Annotated in this window: 1 protein-coding gene; it reads left to right on the forward strand. The window is 75.4% G+C overall.

Annotated elements, in window-relative coordinates:
• On the forward strand, window positions 1-211 hold a 211-nt coding region (locus tag N5079_RS35295; RefSeq protein WP_261588569.1), incomplete at both ends, for a hypothetical protein.

A 211-nucleotide genomic window follows, 5' to 3' on the forward strand; every position in this document is an offset into this window, starting at 1 on the left:
TCCTCGCCCACCGGCTCACCGCCGAGCGGCCCACTGCCGCCACTGCCGAGCGGCCCGCTGCCCGAGGACCGCCCGCACCCCGGCTGGCCGGACCCGTCGGACGTGCCGTCATGGGAATCGTCATGCGGGGACACGCCGCCCGGCGGCTGGCCGTATCGCGGCTCGCCGCCGGTGAAGGCATCGTCCTCGGACAGGTCCTCCACGTCATCGA

The organism is Planotetraspora sp. A-T 1434 (assembly GCF_025420585.1).
Taxonomy (GTDB): domain Bacteria; phylum Actinomycetota; class Actinomycetes; order Streptosporangiales; family Streptosporangiaceae; genus JAOEGB01.